Annotated in this window: 17 protein-coding genes; 6 read left to right on the top strand and 11 right to left on the bottom strand. The window is 70.9% G+C overall.

Annotation, left to right across the window (positions count from 1 at the left end):
- Positions 1–47: 47 nt before the first annotated feature.
- From ndk to rpl7ae, 4 genes are read right to left on the bottom strand one after another with little or no spacing between them, the layout of a single operon-like run.
- Positions 48–527 (bottom strand): nucleoside-diphosphate kinase, encoded by a 480-nt coding sequence (gene ndk / locus ESO89_RS07825; protein ID WP_128904980.1) that lies wholly within the window; start codon positions 525–527, stop codon positions 48–50.
- Positions 528–716, bottom strand: coding sequence for a 50S ribosomal protein L24e (locus ESO89_RS07820; RefSeq protein WP_004046480.1), 189 nt, complete (start codon positions 714–716; stop codon positions 528–530).
- 3 nt (positions 717–719) lie between these two features.
- Positions 720–944, bottom strand: a complete 225-nt coding sequence (locus tag ESO89_RS07815; RefSeq protein WP_004046478.1) for a 30S ribosomal protein S28e — start codon at positions 942–944, stop codon at positions 720–722.
- 6 nt (positions 945–950) lie between these two features.
- Positions 951–1,313, bottom strand: coding sequence for a 50S ribosomal protein L7Ae (gene rpl7ae / locus ESO89_RS07810; RefSeq protein WP_128904979.1), 363 nt, complete (start codon positions 1,311–1,313; stop codon positions 951–953).
- Between the two features lie 291 nt (positions 1,314–1,604).
- Here rpl7ae and ESO89_RS07805 point away from each other — a divergent pair, with 291 nt between their 5' ends.
- Complete coding sequence (locus ESO89_RS07805) at positions 1,605–3,077, top strand: bifunctional metallophosphatase/5'-nucleotidase (RefSeq protein ID WP_128904978.1); 1,473 nt, start codon at positions 1,605–1,607, stop codon at positions 3,075–3,077.
- Between the two features lie 60 nt (positions 3,078–3,137).
- Here the strand turns inward: ESO89_RS07805 and ESO89_RS07800 are convergent, their stop codons facing one another.
- From ESO89_RS07800 to ESO89_RS07790, 3 genes are all read right to left on the bottom strand, one after another.
- Positions 3,138–4,184, bottom strand: a complete 1,047-nt coding sequence (locus ESO89_RS07800; RefSeq protein ID WP_128904977.1) for an LLM class flavin-dependent oxidoreductase — start codon at positions 4,182–4,184, stop codon at positions 3,138–3,140.
- Between the two features lie 143 nt (positions 4,185–4,327).
- Positions 4,328–4,504 carry a 50S ribosomal protein L37e gene (locus ESO89_RS07795; protein WP_128904976.1) on the bottom strand — a complete coding sequence of 59 codons (177 nt, stop codon included), beginning with the start codon at positions 4,502–4,504 and terminating at the stop codon, positions 4,328–4,330.
- Positions 4,501–4,743, bottom strand: coding sequence for an LSM domain-containing protein (locus ESO89_RS07790; protein ID WP_128904975.1), 243 nt, complete (start codon positions 4,741–4,743; stop codon positions 4,501–4,503). The genes ESO89_RS07795 and ESO89_RS07790 overlap by 4 nt, the downstream gene beginning before the upstream one ends.
- Positions 4,744–5,121: 378 nt before the next feature.
- Here ESO89_RS07790 and ESO89_RS07785 point away from each other — a divergent pair, with 378 nt between their 5' ends.
- On the top strand, positions 5,122–6,474 hold the full coding sequence (locus tag ESO89_RS07785) for a ribonuclease J (protein WP_128904974.1): 1,353 nt from the start codon (positions 5,122–5,124) through the stop codon (positions 6,472–6,474).
- Complete coding sequence (gene idsA3 / locus ESO89_RS07780) at positions 6,471–7,517, top strand: geranylfarnesyl diphosphate synthase (RefSeq protein ID WP_128904973.1); 1,047 nt, start codon at positions 6,471–6,473, stop codon at positions 7,515–7,517. The genes ESO89_RS07785 and idsA3 overlap by 4 nt, the downstream gene beginning before the upstream one ends.
- Positions 7,518–7,558: 41 nt before the next feature.
- Here idsA3 and ESO89_RS07775 read toward each other — a convergent pair whose 3' ends face one another.
- From ESO89_RS07775 to bcp, 4 genes are all read right to left on the bottom strand, one after another.
- Positions 7,559–8,620 (bottom strand): DUF4350 domain-containing protein, encoded by a 1,062-nt coding sequence (locus ESO89_RS07775; RefSeq protein ID WP_128904972.1) that lies wholly within the window; start codon positions 8,618–8,620, stop codon positions 7,559–7,561.
- The gene (locus tag ESO89_RS07770; RefSeq protein WP_128904971.1) at positions 8,617–9,762 is read right to left on the bottom strand and encodes a S49 family peptidase; all 1,146 of its coding nucleotides are present in this window, start codon (positions 9,760–9,762) and stop codon (positions 8,617–8,619) included. Before ESO89_RS07770 ends, ESO89_RS07775 begins: the two co-directional genes overlap by 4 nt.
- Before the next feature lie 120 nt (positions 9,763–9,882).
- Positions 9,883–11,067 carry a hypothetical protein gene (locus ESO89_RS07765; RefSeq protein WP_128904970.1) on the bottom strand — a complete coding sequence of 395 codons (1,185 nt, stop codon included), beginning with the start codon at positions 11,065–11,067 and terminating at the stop codon, positions 9,883–9,885.
- A 68-nt stretch (positions 11,068–11,135) separates the two neighbouring features.
- Entirely contained in the window at positions 11,136–11,603 is a 468-nt protein-coding gene (gene bcp, locus ESO89_RS07760) for a thioredoxin-dependent thiol peroxidase (RefSeq protein WP_128904969.1), read from the bottom strand.
- 79 nt (positions 11,604–11,682) lie between these two features.
- Between bcp and ESO89_RS07755 the strand changes: the two genes are divergently transcribed.
- From ESO89_RS07755 to ESO89_RS07745, 3 genes are read left to right on the top strand one after another with little or no spacing between them, the layout of a single operon-like run.
- Positions 11,683–14,046: a histidine kinase N-terminal 7TM domain-containing protein gene (locus tag ESO89_RS07755; protein ID WP_128904968.1), complete on the top strand. Its 2,364-nt coding sequence runs from the start codon at positions 11,683–11,685 to the stop codon at positions 14,044–14,046.
- Positions 14,047–14,106: 60 nt separating this feature from the next.
- Positions 14,107–15,015: a type II methionyl aminopeptidase gene (gene map, locus ESO89_RS07750; protein WP_128904967.1), complete on the top strand. Its 909-nt coding sequence runs from the start codon at positions 14,107–14,109 to the stop codon at positions 15,013–15,015.
- Positions 15,015–15,566, top strand: coding sequence for an HIT family protein (locus ESO89_RS07745; RefSeq protein ID WP_128904966.1), 552 nt, complete (start codon positions 15,015–15,017; stop codon positions 15,564–15,566). The genes map and ESO89_RS07745 overlap by 1 nt, the downstream gene beginning before the upstream one ends.
- Positions 15,567–15,616: the final 50 nt, after the last annotated feature.

Genomic DNA, 15,616 nt, shown 5'->3' with positions numbered 1-15,616 from the left:
GGGAGCGCAGCGTCGGAGGAAACGACAGTGAAAGGCGGCGTCGCCGGTCAGCGCTGCTCGTCCTCGTACACCCACGCCGCGGTGTCGAGGCCGTAGTCGACGAGCTCGTCCTCGTCGAAGAACAGGCCGATCTCGCGCTCGTTGGCGCCCTCGTCCTCGTGGTCCGACGCGTGGATCACGTTGTGGCCGAGATCGAGGCCGAAGTCGCCGCGGATCGTGCCCGGGGCGGACTCGGCGGGATCGGTCTCGCCGACCATCGAGCGAACCTGTCGGGTCGCGTCCGCGCCCTCCCACACCATCGCGAAGACGGGGCCGGAGGTGATAAAGTCGACAAGGCCGTCGAAGAACGGCTTGCCCTCGTGTTCACCGTAGTGCTCGTGGGCGAGTCCCTCGTCGATCTGCATGAACTTGCCGCCGACGAGCTTCAGCCCGCGGTCCTCGAAGCGGGAGACGACCTCGCCGATGAGACCGCGCTGCACGCCGTCGGGCTTGACCATCACGAAGGTGCGCTCGTCGTGGTGGCTCATCTACTCGCCACCCTGATTGCGCCCTTCCTCGGTCCACTCGAGGTCGCGCGCCTCGCGGCCGAGGAAGTAGTTCTTCTCCGCCTTCGAGTCGACGAAGTGGAGAATCTGTCCGTCCTTCTTGACGTACATTGTGCCCGTGCCGGGCTCGATCTCCTCGCCGGTGTAGTCGCAGGTGCGTGTCTCGACCATTGGTTATCGCCCTCCGATGGAGTCCGCGTCGCGCTGGGTCTCCCGGAGCTGGAGCACGTCGCCCATGCGGACGGGGCCCAGGACGTTCCGGGTGATGATCCGGCCCTGGTTCGATCCCTCCTGGATGCGGCACTTGACCTGCATGGCCTCGCCGTGCATCCCGGTCTTGCCGACGACCTCGATGACCTCCGCGGTCGTCGAGTCGCCGGTGCCCTCTTCTGCGCTCATGGGTGGTTATCGAAGCTCCGCGACCTTCTCGCCGATGTCCTCGACGTCGTCGTCGGCGTCGCCGGCGTCAACGATGGCGGCGGCGGCCGAGCCGACTTCGAGGCCGGCGGCGTGGCCGACTTCGTCCTGCGTGTCGACGAAGACGACCGGGATGCCCTTCTCCTCGGCGAGTTCGGGGAGGTGCATCACGATTTCCTCGGGGGAGACGTCCTCGGCGACGATGACGAGGTCCGCGTTGCCGCGTTCGACGGCCTTCGTGGTCTCGTTGGTTCCTTTCTTCACGGTACCGGTGTCTCGGGCGACCTCGAGCGCCTCAAGCGATCGCTCGGCGAGGTCGGCTGGGGTTTCGTAGTCTACGTAAACGGGCATATGTTGTTCACCTATCCCCCGCGCGGGCTCGCGTGTCCGTCCCGTGGTCGGTCCCTAACGGAACGGCACATCATCAACCCCGCAGAGGCTGTGAAGCGACGTAGTCCGGACATCCATAAAAGCGCTTTCAATGTCCTGCGCGTGTGCGAGCGGGGCTCACGGAGGGCGGACCCGCTTCACTCACGGGGTTCGCGACGGTTCTACTGAGGCGCCGCACCGCATCCCGACGGCGACGCGCCGCCCGAACTCCGCGCTTTTTAAGCGTCGCTCGTCCCTCTTCACCCACATCGAATGGTCCGTCTCGTTCACTACTCCGACATCGAGAACGTCTTCGACGCCCCCGAGCGGGCGGCCCGCCTCGCCGGCCGGGTCCGCGACCTGTCCGGCCCCGACGCCGCCGTCGTCGCCACCGGCGACACGGCCGCCCCGGGCGTCCTCTCGCTGGTCGCGACCGGCCGGCAGGTGCTCGACTTCTACGCCGCGACAGACACCCGCCTCGACACGTTCGGCAACCACGAGTTCGACTACGGACCGGACCCGCTGCGCGGGCTCGTCGACGACGCCACCGCGACGTTCGTCTCCGCGAACGTCCGCGACGAGAACGGGGACCCCTTCGGCCGCGACGAGGGCGTCGTCCCGTGGGCGACTCGGCGGGTCGACGGCGCGACCGTCGGCTTCGTGGGCGTCACCGACCCCGCGACCGACTCGCTGAACCCGATGGCCGCCGACCTCTCCTTCGACGACCCCGTCGCCGCCGCGCGGGACGCGCTCGGCGAGATGCGCGCGGAGGTCGCCGAGAACGGGGACGGTCTCGATCACGCCGTCGTCCTCTCGCACCTCGGCGCGGGCGACGACGACCTCGCCCGCGAGCTCGACGTGGACGCGATCCTCGGCGGCCACATCCACAGCCCGCGGAACGAGCGCGTGGGAGACACCCTGCTGGTCCGTCCCGGCGTTAACGGCGAGGCCGTCGTCGAAGTCGAGCTGGGCGGGACCGGCGAGGCCGACGGCGAGGCCGACGGCGAGGGAGGCGTAGTCGGCGGGGGACCCGCCCCCACCGCGACGCTCCACGAACCGGACGGCGCCGAGCCGGTCGCCGCGCTCGAAGCCGCCCTCGAAGAGCGGATGGCCGCGGCGGACCTCGGCGAGGTCGTCGACCGCGTCGACGAGCCGATCGAGCGGTCCGGCGAGGTCGTCCACGGCGGGGAGTGCCGCGTCGGCAACTTCGTCGCGGACGCGTTCCGCTGGGCGCTCGACGCCGACGTGGGGCTGTCGAACGCGGGCGGGCTCCGACAGGGCGACCCGTGGCACGGCGACGTGACGAAGGCCGACCTGATCAGCCTGATCCCGTTCGAGGAGCCCGTGGCGCTCGCGTCCGTCACGGGCGCGGAGCTTCGCGACGCGCTCCGCGAGATGGCCGCGCCCGACGTGGACTTCGGCGAGGACGACTGGTGGCACGGCCACGTCTCGAACGCGCGGGTCGTCTGGGACGCCGACGCCGAGCTGATCCTGGAGGCCACGGTCGGCGGCGAACCGATCGATCCCGAGGCGCGCTACACCGTCGCGGTCTCGGAGTTCCTGCTCCATTCCGACCACGAGTTCCCGACGCTCGCGCAACGCCACCGGATCGACGAGGCCGACATCCAGTACGAGATGCTCGCCGCCTACGCCCGCGAACGCGGGATCGATCCCGCGATCGAGGGGCGGATCGAGATCCGGAACCGCGCCGCGGCCGGCGGCGGGACCGCTGAGGCGGAGGACTGAGGCGGAGAGGGGGAGCGCGGGACCGTCCGTTCGCGGGACGGCGGCGGAACCCCGCCGAGTTCACTCGCGGGCGGTCGGCCCGCGCGGCTCGATCCCGACCGCCTCCGCCAGCAGCTCGTGGGACCGGAGCGCGTCCTCGTGGTCGGGCACGACGTGCTGGATCATCACCTCGTCGGCGCCGACGCGGTCCGCGAGCTGCGAGAGCAGTCCGGCCATCGTCTCGGGTTCCCCGGAGATCGCCCGCGGCCACTCGTCGGGATTGAGCGTCGCCGGGGTCGGCTCCGGCACGCCGCCGAGCTCGCTGACCGCCTCCTCGACCCCCGGCGTCGGTCCGATCTCGCCCCGCTGCATCCGCCTGAACGTCGCTTCCGCGGGCGCCCGTCGCCGCGCCGCGGCCGCGTCCGTCTCGGCGGCGACCGCGTTGACCGCGACCATCCCGTGCGGCTCCGCAAGGCCGCCACCGAGGCCCGTGGGCTCGAAGTGCTCGCGGTAGGCCGCGAAGGCGCGCTCCGCGAAGCCCGGGCGGATGAACGCGGCGAAGCAGTAGCGTGCACCAAGTTTCCCGGCGATCGCCGCGCTCGACGGGCTGGAGCCGAGCACCCACGGGACCGGCGGCTCCGCCCCGGACCCCGGCACGTCCAGGTCGGCGTACGGGTGGTCGTCGGGGAAGGCGTCGTACAGGTGGTTCGCGACCGCGCGGATTCGCTCCTCGTGGTCCTCGTCGGGGTTCTCGACGCGCCGGTCCGTGCCGAGCGCCCGATCCGCGGCCGGCGAGCCGTTCGCCCGGCCGAGGCCGGCGTCGATCCGCCCGGGAGCGAGCCCGTCGAGCGTCCCGAACGCCTCCGCGACCTTGTACGGGCTGTAGTGGTTGAGCAGGACGGCGCCCGTACCGAGCCGGATCGAGTTCGTCGCGCCCGCGAGGCGGCCGAGCAGCACCTCCGGGGTCGTCCCGGCGAGCCGGTCGCCCATCCCGTGGTGCTCGGCGACCCAGAACCGCGAGTAGCCGAGTCGCTCGGCCTGCTCCGCGGCCGCGACAGTATTCGCGTACGCGTCGGCGGCGGTCCCGCCCGCGGGGACCGGCGAGAGGTCGACGATCGAGAGATCCATACCCGCCGTCGGCGACAGCCGCCGTTAACGGTTGGGCTCCCGGCGGTCGCGTCGGGGGATCGGAAGCAGTCCGCGGTCGACCGCCCCCGGCGCATCGGCTGGGGAACTGCGAAACGAAATCGTCTGAAGAGAGAGCGCGGTCGTCAGTTGTCGCCGGTCTTCGACTGCCAGGCGTAATCGCGGCGGGACGGCGAGTCGCCGAAGCCGCACGAGGAGCAGCGCTCCTTCTTGACGTGGTAGGATTTCTCGCCGCAGCGGCGGCACTTCACGTGAACCGTCTTGTTCTTCTTCCCCTGAGAGGGCGTTCCGGAGCCGGTCATGCTTTGATGGTGACGACGTTATCGCCGCGTATAATCGTTGTGTCTTCGATCGCGACCGCGAACTCGCCGTCGAGGTCGTCGTCGACGCGATCGATCACGTCGGACTCGGGTTCGATGACGACGTTCATGTGCTGGTCGTAGCCGGCGAGGATGCCGTAGTAGGTCGTCCCGTCCTTCAGGTGAACCGTCACCGGCTCCTCGAGCGACGCTTCGAGCACGTCGAGGGGTCGTCCACTCATTGTCCGTACCGGCGCCCGTCGCACTAATAAAAATACCGGGACGCGAAGGGTCTCGAAAACGACGAGATGCGAAGGGTCTCGACCGTGATCAGCTTGTCTGCTTCGCGGTCGCGACCGCGAGACCCGCCAGTACGAACGCGCATACCGATCGACCTCTGGGGACGCGCATACCGATCGGCCTCTGGGGGACACGCTCGAACCCGGGTGTTTTTAAGACGGGACGCTGTACTCCCGAGTACCACACTCCCGCGGGACACGGTGAGTCGACGTCGGCTCGGCCGTAGCGGGGCCTCAACGACGCGCGGACAAACGTAGCGCTGACGGCTCCTTGCGGGGTTTCAGTGATGGACGCCTACCACGGCGTTCGAACCCACAATCATGGAAATCGAAATTGCGACACTCGGCGGTTACGAAGAGGTCGGTCGACAGATGACGGCGGTCCGAGCGGGCGACGACATCGTCATCTTCGACATGGGCCTGAACCTCAGTAAGGTCCTCATCCACGACAACGTGGAGACCGAGAGCATGCACAGCCTCGACCTGATCGACATGGGCGCGATCCCGGACGACCGCGTCATGAGCGAGCTGGAGGGCGACGTACAGGCGATCGTCCCCACCCACGGTCACCTCGACCACATCGCGGGCATCCCGAAGCTCGCCCATCGGTACGACGCGCCCATCGTCGGCTCCCCGTACACGATCGAGCTGGTCAAACAGCAGATCGACGACGAAGGGAAGTTCCAGGTCGACAACGACCTCGTGAAGATGAAGGCGGGCGGCACGATGGCCATCGGCGACTCCGAGCAGGTCGAGATGGAGTTCGTCAACGTCACCCACTCGATCATCGACGCGATCAACCCGGTCCTCCACACGCCCGAGGGCGCGATCGTCTACGGGCTTGACAAGCGACTGGACCACGACCCCGTCATCGGCGACCCGATCGACATGGACCGCTTCCGCGAGATCGGGCGGCAGGACGAGGGCGTCCTCGCGTACATCGAGGACTGTACGAACGCCGGCCGAAAGGGCCGGACGCCTTCCGAGTCGTACGCCAAGAAGCACGTCGAGGACACGCTCACGTCGATGGAGGACTACTCGGGTGGTATCATCGCCACGACGTTCTCCTCTCACATCGCCCGCGTGAAGACCCTCGTCGAGTACGCCCGCGAGATCGGTCGTCAGCCGGTCCTGCTCGGTCGCTCGATGGAGAAGTACTCGGGCACCGCGGAACGGCTCGACTTCGTCGACTTCCAAGGCGATGTCGGGATGTACGGCCACCGGAAGTCGGTCGACCGCGCGTTCAAGCGGATCATGAAGGAGGGGAAGGGGAACTTCCTCCCCATCGTAACGGGCCACCAAGGTGAGCCGCGAGCGATGCTCACCCGCATGGGTCGCGGCGAGACTCCCTACGAAATCGAAAACGGCGACAAGGTCGTCTTCAGCGCGAGCATCATTCCGGAGCCGACCAACGAGGGGCAGCGGTACCAGTCCGAACAGCTCCTCCGGATGCAGGGCGCGCGCCTCTACGACGACATCCACGTCTCCGGCCACCTCCGCGAGGAGGGCCACTACGAGATGCTGGACGCGCTCCAGCCCCAGCACGTCATCCCCGGCCACCAGTCGCTGAAGGGTCGCTCGCCGTACGTCGACCTCGCGAAGTCGCAGGGGTACAAGCTCGGACGTGACGTGCACGTCACGCAGAACGGGAGCGTTATCCAACTCGTCGAATGACGAGCGAGACGAAGGAGGCGCGGGTGCTGGAAGCCATCCGCGAGCGGCGTGACCTCGTCAACGCCGCTATCGACGAGGAGCTGCCGGTACAGCACCCGGAGCGGCTCTACGAGGCGACGCGGTACATCCTCGAAGCCGGCGGCAAGCGACTCCGGCCGACGGTGACGACGCTGGCCGCGGAGGCGGTGACCGGCACCGATCCGCTGGGCGCCGACTTCCGCGAGTTCGCGGCCCTCGACGGCAACACCGTCGACGTGATGCGCGCCGCGGTCGCCATCGAGGTGATCCAGTCGTTCACGCTGATCCACGACGACATCATGGACGAGGACGACCTGCGGCGGGGCGTCCCGGCCGTCCACGAGCAGTACGACACCTCGACCGCCATCCTCGCCGGCGACACGCTCTACTCGAAGGCGTTCGAGTTCATGACGGAGACGGGCGCGGACCCGGCAAACGGGCTGGAAGCGATGCGGATGCTCGCGTCCACCTGCACGGAGATCTGCGAGGGACAGGCGCTCGACGTCGCCTTCGAGAGCCGCGACGACATCCTCCCGGAGGAGTACTTGGAGATGGTCGAGCTGAAGACCGCCGTCCTCTACGGCGCCTCGGCCGCGACGCCCGCCGTCCTGCTCGGCGCGGACGACGAGGTCGTCGACGCCCTCTACCAGTACGGGATCGACTCGGGGCGGGCCTTCCAGATCCAGGACGACGTGCTCGATCTGACCGTTCCCTCCGAGGAACTGGGCAAGCAGCGCGGCTCCGACCTCGTCGAGGGGAAGGAGACGCTGATCACCCTCCACGCCCGCCAGCAGGGCGTCGACGTCGACGGGCTGGTCGGCGCCGAGACCCCCGCCGAGGTGACGGAGGAGGCCATCGAGGACGCGGTGGCGGCCCTCGAAGCGGTCGGCTCGATCGCGTACGCCCGCGAGACGGCCGAGGACCTCACGGAACGGTCGAAGGAACACCTCGGAGTTCTTCCCGAGAGCGGGTCCCGAGAGCTGTTGGCGGACCTCGCGGACTACCTGATCGTCCGCGGTTACTGAGCGGGCGGACGCGTCCGCGACGGACCACGTTTTCTCTCCGGCTACGCGGTCGCGTTCTCCGGCGTATCGGTCTCGTTACCCGACGGTTCAGTCGGTTCCGGAGGCGGCGTCGGCGCGGCGCCCGGCGGAACCGTTCCGCCGGGGCCGACCGGGGAGCCGAACGACGCGTCGGGGTCCTCGCCCGTCACGAGGAAGTCGGCGAGGTTGCCGATCAGGACGTCGTTGTCGGCGCGGTCGGCGTTTTCCGGTTCGAGGAAGCTCGAATCTCCGAGGACCGCGAGCGAACCGCTTCGGACGGCGACGCCGTAGGACCCGGTCTCCCGGGTCGTTGACAGGCGGGCGGTCCCCGCGCTGGCGAGCACCGCCGGCTCGTCCGCGGCACCGACGGGCGCGGCGCCCCGGAAGACGGCTTCCTCGACGCCCTCCGTCAGCGCCGCGGAGCCGGTCGGCTCGACGAACACGCTGAGGTAACTCGCGTCGTTGCGCTCCATGTCGTACACGTAGCCCGCCTCGCCGTAGGCACCGAGCGGCGATCCGAGTTCGGTGAGCGCGCCGGCGCTCCCCGGATCGCTCGCCACGAGCGTCCGGCCGCCCGCGTCGGCGAACGACCGGACCGCGTCGGCGTCGGTCGCCGACAGCGCGCCGGGGGCGGTGGTGACGAACGCGTCCGCCTCCGAGAGCAGCGACGGCAGCGGCTCCGCCGTGGCGGCCCCCCCGTAGAATCGGACCTCGTGGCCGTTCTCGACGAGCGCCGACGAGAGCGGCGCGACGCCGCGCTCGACGCCGCCGAGCGTCCCGACGTCCGCCTCCGCGGGCTCGTCGCCGTCCTCGATCGGCAGGGTCGACGTGCCGCCGCCGAGCCCGCCGGCCGCGCCGCCGAGGTGGACGACGACCGTGTTCGGAGACTCGTCGCTCTCCATCTCGATCTCGCCGCCCTCGCTGGCGGTCTCCGGTTCGACCGACTCCAGCCGCCAGTGGTCGTCGGCGACCGGCTCCGTCTCCGGCGGACCGCCGTCGAGGACGCCGCCGACGGCGGCGACGCCGACCACCGACAAGAAGACCAGCGCGAACACGCCGACCGTCGTTCGCAGGTCGACGTTCATCGGTCGTCACCCCCGCTCGTCGCGGTCGCGTCGTCGCGCGTCGCGTCCGTCCCACCGGCGCTCGTCGTCCCCGCGTCGGACCCGCGGGCGGGCAGACGGCCGGTGTAGCTCGTCATGACGACGTCGTCGCCGACGGTCTCGTCCCACGCCTCCGGTGCGACCGCGAGGATCAGCCCGTCGCCGAGCTCGTCGTCGGAAGCGCCGGCGACGACCGTTCCGTCGTCGCGCTCCAGCAGCGAAATGCCGCCGGGGACGGCGTCTTCGGTGCGGCGCGTGTCGACCGCGTAGTCGTCGAGCCCCGCCTCGGCGGCGGCGGCGGCGACCGCGCCGTCGACGAAGCCGAGCTCGTCGGCGAATCCGTTCTCCACCGCCTCGGTGCCGAGATAGGCGTCGGCGTGGGCGATCGCCTCGCGGTCGAGGTCGATCTCGTCGCCCCGCTGTTCGATCACGTTCTCCAGGAAGAGGTTCGCGAGCGTCTGTCGCCGCTCGCGCTGCGTGTCCGGATCGCCGCCGGACTTGTCCGGACCGGTCGTGCCCGCGTTCGGTCCGCTCGGAGCCGGTGCGGTGCCGGCGACGCCGACGCTGCCGACCGCCTGTGCGGAGGGCGCGACGTAGATCTCGTCGGCCGGCGCGATCGCGAGGTAGGCGCCGGACGCGCCGAGCGTGTCGACGGCGGCGAACACGGGCATCACGGACGCGGTCCGGTCGACCGCGGCGTACATCCGCTCGCTCTGTGCGGGCAGGCCGCCCCCGCTGTCGACCTCGAGGACGACCGCCTCGATCGAGTCGTTCGTGCGGGCGTCGCGCAGGCTGTCCTCGACGTGCTGCGCCGTCCCCGAGTCGATGCTGCCGTCGATCTCGACCACGGCGACGGTCCCGTCCGGCCCGCTCGCCGCGCCGTACACGCCGGGGGCGACGAGCAGCCCCGCGGCCAGCGCGAGGACCGCCGCGGCCGCGAGCGCGTGCCGGGTCTCGACGCGGCCGGCCAGCGCCGAGAGCGTGTCTCTCGGGGGCGAACTCCAGCCGGTCGCGGTCGACTCTCCCCCCGGGGCGTCCGGAGTCGTCGCGTCGCCGGGCGCATCGTCCGACGCGTCGTCGCCTGCGTCGTCCGGTGTCTTCCAGGGGCGGTCCTCGGAACTCATCGGACCGTCCCCGCTCGGTGCCGCCGTCGTGTCGTGGCGTCGTGTGGCGTCGTCATCGTGATTCCGTTCGTGCGTTCGGTCGTCGATACCGGTCCGTCTCCGTCGGGTCGGCGCCGTCGCTCACGCGTCGGTCACCTCGATCGGGTCGCCGACGGCTGTTCCGAGCAGGGAGGCGTGGGACGCGAAGAGGTCGCCGTCCGCGGCGGCGTCGACGATCACGGTCCGCCCGTGTCTGACGACGGTCGCTTCCGAAAGCGAGGTCTCTCCCTCGCGGGCCGCCCGGGCGATCGCCTCGGCGGTCTCCCTGTCGAGCCGTCGCGGGTCCGCGACCGCGCCGTACCGCAGCGCGACGCTCGGCTGGTCGGTCCCTCCCTTCCCGTCTCCGTCGCGGTCGTCGCCCTCGTGTCCGTCTCCGTCCGCGTCCCCGTCGCCGTCCGCGGCCGCCGACCCGCCGTCGGTCGCGCGGAGCGACGCGCCGACCGCGCCCGACGCGTCGACGGCGGTACGGAGTGCCTCGGGGGCGTCCCCGAGCGCGCGCCGGAGGTGACCGCGCGCGTCCGGTCCCAGGTCAACACACACCGTCGCGTCGCCCCCGAGCAGCGAGGGGAGCGGTCCGTAGTTCGCCGCCGACCCCGCTCGCCGTCGCTCGCCGTCGACCCCGGCGTCTCGGTGCGCCGCGGCGGCGGAGGCGGTGGGGCCGTACGCGACCACGAGTTCGTCGGGCGCCACGGCGACCGCCGATCCGAGCGACCTGCCCCGGAACAGGGCGAACTCCGACGCGTCGTCCGACTCGCGGGCCACCTCGGGGTCCGCGTCGAGCTCGGCGACGAGCGCGGCCGCGTCGATGTCGCCGACCGCGGCCGCGCACCCCTCCGGACCGTCGGCGGTGAGCGCGGCGCCTCCGGTCGCCCGCCGGACGGCGCCGAGGGACGCGCTCTCGTACCGATCGAGGAGCCGGCGAAGCCGACCCCCGGCCCCGCCCGGGAGACCCGTCGCCGCCAGGACCGCCGGGTCGATCCGGCCGGTCACCACGGTGTCCACGGGGGACGACGCCGCCGCGGTCGGGTCGTAGGTGCCGTCCGCGACCGCGGAGCGGGGACCGTCGGACGCCGGGTCGGCGCCGCCGCTCGTGGACTCCGCGTCTCCCGATCCCCCGCGGTCGGTCCCGCTCGGTCCGACCGCTTCGGCTGAGCGCGTCGCGCCGGGCGGCGGTTCCGTGGTCAGGGCACCGATCGGTCCGCCGATTCCCAGCCCGGTCGCTGCGAGCGCCGCTAGGCGCTTCGCGAACGCGCGTTTGGAGGGCATCGTTTCACGAGTCTCCCCTCGGGTAATAATACCACGGGGTACGCCGGCGAACGACGTTCCGCCCTCGATCAGCAGTCCAGCGCCTCGATGTCGTCGAGGATCTCGGCCGCGTGGTCCTCGGGGGAGACACCCTCGTACGCGAGCGCGATCGTCCCGTCAGAGTCGATCACGTACGTGTTCCGGAACACGCCGTCGAAGGTGTTGCCGAACATCTGCTTCTCGCCGTAGGAGTCGTACGCGCTCGCGACCTCGCCGTCGGGGTCCGAGAGCAGCGTGAACGGGAGGTCGTACTCCTCGGCGAACGGTTCGAGGTCCTCGACGGGGTCGTCGCTGATCCCGACGACCGCGACGTCGGCGCCCGCGAAGGCGTCCCACTCGTCGCGGAAGCCGCACGCCTCGGCGGTACACCCCGGCGTGTCGGCCCGCGGGTAGAAGTAGACGACCGTGTAGCGCGCCGCGGACGGGTCGACGGTGACGGCGTCGCCGTGCTGATCGGACAGCGTGACCTCGGGTGCGGGATCGCCCGGTTCGAGCATACGATCCGTGGTTTCGCCCCGGTATTAGGACGTTCGGTCCGGTTCCTTTTTACCCGCAACAGCCATGCACCCGGTATCGATGGAGTGGCAACCGACGCCGTACACGGCCCCGTTGCTCGTGGCGGCGCTCGCGTCGTTCTCCTTCGCCGCGTACGCCGTCCGGAATCGGTCGCGGGGGGAGACCCCGCTCGTGCGCAGCTTCGTCGCCGTCACGGTCGCCAGCGGGGTCTGGTCGCTGGCGTACGCGGGGCAGCTGTCGGCGACGACGCTCGACGCGACCCTGCTGTGGAACCGGGCCGTCTGGGTCGGCGTCGCGGCGCTCGCCGTCGCCTGGCCCGCGTTCGTACTCGCGTACGTCGGCTGGACGCGTTGGCTCCGGCCGCGCCGGCTCGTCCTCCTGTGTCTCGTCCCCGCGGCCGCGCTCGCCGGCGTCCTCCTCGTCGGCGCCGATCCGCTCTTCTACGCGTCCCCGTCGCTGTCCGGCTCGAACGGCTACCTCGTCGTGGAGTACCTGCCGACGCCGGCGCTTCTGGCGTTCATGACGTACTCCTACGCCGTGAATCTGTTCTCCTTCGCCATGCTCGGCTACGCCGCGGTCGCCCGCGACGGCGTGTTCCGTCAGCAGGCCGCGCTGCTGCTCGCGGCCGGCGTCGCACCGATGGCCGTCGGTGTCCTCGGGGTCTGGGGGGTGCTCGGTCCGCGATTCGTCGATCTCACCCCCGCCACGTTCACCGCCACCTCCGGCCTGCTCGGGTGGGTCGTGTTCCGCTACCGGCTCCTCGATCTCACGCCCATCGCCCGCGACGCGGTGTTCTCGAACCTCTCCGACGGCGTCGTGGTCGTCGACACCGACGGGCGCGTCGTCGACCTGAACCGACCGACCCGCCGGCTGTTCCCGTCCGCGGCGATCGGCTGCGACGTCGAGGAGGCGTTCGAGCGCGCGCCGGCCGTGGCCGGTCTCGCGTCGGCCGGAGCCGGCGGGGGAGACCGATCCGACCGCGCCTCCGGGCCGGAGCCGGACGGCGACCTCAGGGTCACCGTCGACGGCGGGTCCGATCCCAGGTTTCTGACCGTCGCGGCCCACCCGATCGCCGCGGGCGGTTCCGGGCTCGGATCGGGGGCCGGAGCCGAAACCGACCCCGGTTCGGGGCGCGGACCCGGCTCCGGGGCGGGCGGGACCGTCCTCCTGTTCCGCGACGTCACCGAGCGCGAGACGCTCCAGCGCCGCTACCGGGCGCTCATCGAGAAGTCGCCGAACGTCATCGCCGTCTGCGGGGCCGACGGCCTGCTCCGGTACGTGAGTCCGTCGATAGAGCGGCTCCTCGGCCACTCGCCCGCGGCGATCGAGGGGCGGCCGGTGATCGATCTGGTCCACCCCGACGACCAACGGGAGGCGCAGCGCGCGTTCGAGCGGGCCTTCGAGACCAACGAGCCGCAGGCGCTGGACCACCGGATCGCGCACGCCGACGGGAACTGGCGCCGGTTCGAGACGACCGTCGAGCGCCTGTTCGAGGACACCGAGGAGGTGGTGATAACCGCCACCGACGTGACCGAGAGCCGGCGGTACGAGCAGCGGCTCCAGGTCCTCAACCGGGTCCTCCGACACGACCTGAAGAACGACACGAACGTCATCGGCGGGTACGCGGACCTCCTGCGCGACCACGTCGACGACGAGGGCGACGAGTACCTCGACGTCATCGACCGAAAGGTGGAGACGCTGACCCACCTCAGCGATCAGGCCCGCGAGATCGACGTGGCGCTCCACAGCGACGGGGCGCGCGCGGAGATCGACCTCTCGAGGCTGATCGCGCGGCTCTGTGAGTCGCTCGAATCGTCGTTCCCGGAGGCGACGGTGACGGTGTCGACGCCGGACGAGGCGGTGGTGTGCGCGGACGAGCTGTTGGAGTCCGCGATCCGAAACGTGTTGGAGAACGCGGTCGTCCACAACGACGGGGACCAGCCGATCGTCGAGGCGGCCGTCGACCCGGACGACGGCGGGTATCGGATCGCCGTCGCGGACAACGGCCCCGGGATTCCGCCGGTCGAGCGGAGCGTGTTCTCGGAGGCCCGCGAGACCGCGCTCGAACACGCCAGCGGACTCGGCCTCTGGCTCGTCCACTGGATCGTCACCGAGTCCGGCGGGGAACTGGAGATCCACACGCGCGAGCCGACGGGCACGCTGATCACGATGTGGCTTCCGACGCCCGACGGCGACGCCGCGGAACCGGAGGAGCCGACGACGGACCGCGGGTCGAGGGGGGACGGCGGACGAGAGGGAGCCGAGGATTCGACCGCGGACCACGGCCAAGAGGGGGACAGCGATTCGACCGCTGTCCGCGACCGGAGAGCCGACGGCCACCCGGCCGCGGGGCGTCGCCCGAGGGCGGACACGAATCGAAGAGACGACGTCGATCCGACCGCGGATCGCGACCCCGCGCCCTGACGTGGAGGCCCGCGAACTCCCTCCGCAACCTCTTTGCGGTCGGTCGCCGAACCCGGAGACATGAGCCACGGACCCCTGGACGACGACGCGGTCGAGAGCTACCGGGCGGCCGGCGCGGTGTTGGTGGAGGCGATGAACGAGGCCCGCGAGATGGTGGAGCCGGGGCGGACCCACCTCGAGGTCGCCGAGTGGACGGAAGACTTCATCCGGGAGCAGGGCGCGGGGCTCGCGTTCCCCGTCAACATCAGCGTCGACCCCGAGGCCTCCCACGCCACCCCGGGCCGCGACGACGAGGCCGAGTTCGGCGAGGAGATGGTGTGTCTCGACGTCGGGGTCCACGTCGACGGCTACATCGCCGACGCCGCGGTCACGGTCGACCACACGGGGACCCCGGAGCTGGTCGAGGCCGCGGAGATGGCGCTGGAGGCCGCGGTCGACGAGGCCGGGCCGGGCGTCGAGGTCGGCGTCGTCGGACAGGCGATCGAGGACGTGATCCGCGGGTACGGCTACACGCCCGTCCTGAACCTCTCCGGGCACGGCGTCGAGCGCTACGACGCGCACACGGGGCCGACGGTCCCGAACCGCGGCGTCGACCGCTCGGTCGAACTGGAGCCCGGACAGGCGGTCGCGATCGAGCCGTTCGCGACCGACGGTCGCGGCAAGGTCGGCGAGGGAACCGACGAGGAGATCTTCGAGCGTGAGGGCTCCGCGAGCGTCCGCGACCGCCGCGCGCGACAGGCCTTAGAAGAGATCGAGGCGTTCGACGACCTCCCCTTCGCGGCGCGGTGGCTGGAGGGCGACCGCGTGGAGATGGCCCTGCGTCGGCTGAAGCAGGCGAACGCGGTGAAGGGGTACCCCGTCCTGAAGGAGGCCGACGACGCCCTCGTGAGTCAGGCGGAACACACCCTGATCGTCACCGACGACGGCGTCGAGATCACGACCGCGGGCATCCACGACTTCGACGACTGATGGACCGGATCTACGCGCCGTGGCGGATCGAGTGGGTCGAACGCGATTCCGACCCGATCGACGGCTGTCCGTTCTGCGTCCTGCCCGAGCGCGAGGACGCCCGCGACGCGCGGGTGGTCGCGCGCAGCCAGCGCAACTACGTCCTGTTGAACAACGCGCCGTACAACCCGGGGCACGCGATGGTGATCCCCGACGAGCACTGCGAGGACCCCACCGACCTCGACGACGTGACCCTCCTCGATCACGCGAAGCTGAAAGCGGCGACGCTCGCGGCGCTGCGCCGCGACGTTGACCCCGACGGGGTGAACACCGGGCAGAACCTCGGCGCCCCGGCGGCCGGCGGCTCGATCGACCACCTCCACACCCACGTCGTCCCGCGGTGGAACGGCGACACGAACTTCATGCCGGTCACGGGCGACACGAAGGTGATCGTGGAGGCGATTGACCGCACGTACGAACACCTCCACGCCGGGTTCGCCGCCGGCGACGACGTGGTCGACTCCGGCGACGCAGAGGCCGGCGATGCGGTTGAGATCGACTTCGACATCTGAAGCCGCGGTGTCGATCGCTTATAACCACACGGCGGAGTGGCGCGTGCCTC

The sequence above is a fragment of the Halorubrum amylolyticum genome (genome assembly GCF_004114995.1).
Lineage (GTDB): Archaea > Halobacteriota > Halobacteria > Halobacteriales > Haloferacaceae > Halorubrum > Halorubrum amylolyticum.
This window is presented reverse-complemented; position numbering and strand designations above follow the sequence as displayed.

Excerpts from the sequence above, each read along its gene's own strand:
- ndk (WP_128904980.1), bottom strand. The coding sequence starts at position 527 with ATGAGCCACCACGACGAGCGCACCTTCGTGATGGTCAAGCCCGACGGC.
- ESO89_RS07820 (WP_004046480.1), bottom strand. The coding sequence starts at position 716 with ATGGTCGAGACACGCACCTGCGACTACACCGGCGAGGAGATCGAGCCC.
- ESO89_RS07815 (WP_004046478.1), bottom strand. The coding sequence starts at position 944 with ATGAGCGCAGAAGAGGGCACCGGCGACTCGACGACCGCGGAGGTCATC.
- rpl7ae (WP_128904979.1), bottom strand. The coding sequence starts at position 1,313 with ATGCCCGTTTACGTAGACTACGAAACCCCAGCCGACCTCGCCGAGCGA.
- ESO89_RS07805 (WP_128904978.1), top strand. The coding sequence starts at position 1,605 with ATGGTCCGTCTCGTTCACTACTCCGACATCGAGAACGTCTTCGACGCC.
- ESO89_RS07800 (WP_128904977.1), bottom strand. The coding sequence starts at position 4,184 with ATGGATCTCTCGATCGTCGACCTCTCGCCGGTCCCCGCGGGCGGGACC.
- ESO89_RS07795 (WP_128904976.1), bottom strand. The coding sequence starts at position 4,504 with ATGACCGGCTCCGGAACGCCCTCTCAGGGGAAGAAGAACAAGACGGTT.
- ESO89_RS07790 (WP_128904975.1), bottom strand. The coding sequence starts at position 4,743 with ATGAGTGGACGACCCCTCGACGTGCTCGAAGCGTCGCTCGAGGAGCCG.
- ESO89_RS07785 (WP_128904974.1), top strand. The coding sequence starts at position 5,122 with ATGGAAATCGAAATTGCGACACTCGGCGGTTACGAAGAGGTCGGTCGA.
- idsA3 (WP_128904973.1), top strand. The coding sequence starts at position 6,471 with ATGACGAGCGAGACGAAGGAGGCGCGGGTGCTGGAAGCCATCCGCGAG.
- ESO89_RS07775 (WP_128904972.1), bottom strand. The coding sequence starts at position 8,620 with ATGAACGTCGACCTGCGAACGACGGTCGGCGTGTTCGCGCTGGTCTTC.
- ESO89_RS07770 (WP_128904971.1), bottom strand. The coding sequence starts at position 9,762 with ATGAGTTCCGAGGACCGCCCCTGGAAGACACCGGACGACGCAGGCGAC.
- ESO89_RS07765 (WP_128904970.1), bottom strand. The coding sequence starts at position 11,067 with ATGCCCTCCAAACGCGCGTTCGCGAAGCGCCTAGCGGCGCTCGCAGCG.
- bcp (WP_128904969.1), bottom strand. The coding sequence starts at position 11,603 with ATGCTCGAACCGGGCGATCCCGCACCCGAGGTCACGCTGTCCGATCAG.
- ESO89_RS07755 (WP_128904968.1), top strand. The coding sequence starts at position 11,683 with ATGGAGTGGCAACCGACGCCGTACACGGCCCCGTTGCTCGTGGCGGCG.
- map (WP_128904967.1), top strand. The coding sequence starts at position 14,107 with ATGAGCCACGGACCCCTGGACGACGACGCGGTCGAGAGCTACCGGGCG.
- ESO89_RS07745 (WP_128904966.1), top strand. The coding sequence starts at position 15,015 with ATGGACCGGATCTACGCGCCGTGGCGGATCGAGTGGGTCGAACGCGAT.